Raw genomic sequence first — 314 nt, forward strand, 5'->3', positions numbered from 1 at the left:
CAGGGCGTGCTCGGGCGGGGACATGTACAGCCCCACGATGTCTTCGAGCTTCTCGACGAACTTCGGGTCGCGCGAGACCTTGAAGCCACGCACCAAGTGCGGCTTGAGCCCATTGGCCTGCCAATGACGCATCACCGTGCTGGGGCTGACCTGCAGCACCGCAGCCATCTTGCGCGTGCTCCAGTGCGTGGCGGCCTCGGGCTGGCTTTGCGTGGTCAGCTCCACCAGCTTGGCCACGTCCACCTTGACCGGCGGGGCGCCGCGCGGCAGGTCCCGCTTGATGCCCTGCACACCGGACTGCAGGAAGCGTTCAC

1 protein-coding gene is annotated in these 314 nt (G+C 67.2%); it reads right to left on the reverse strand.

Annotated elements, in window-relative coordinates; genetic code table 11:
- The coding region (locus ACMUOY_RS20370) for a helix-turn-helix domain-containing protein (RefSeq protein ID WP_413894542.1) at nt 1-314 on the reverse strand (314 nt) is incomplete at both ends.

The sequence above is a fragment of the Candidatus Skiveiella danica genome, from assembly GCF_022705245.1.
Classification (GTDB): Bacteria; Pseudomonadota; Gammaproteobacteria; order Burkholderiales; family Burkholderiaceae_C; genus Skiveiella; species Skiveiella danica.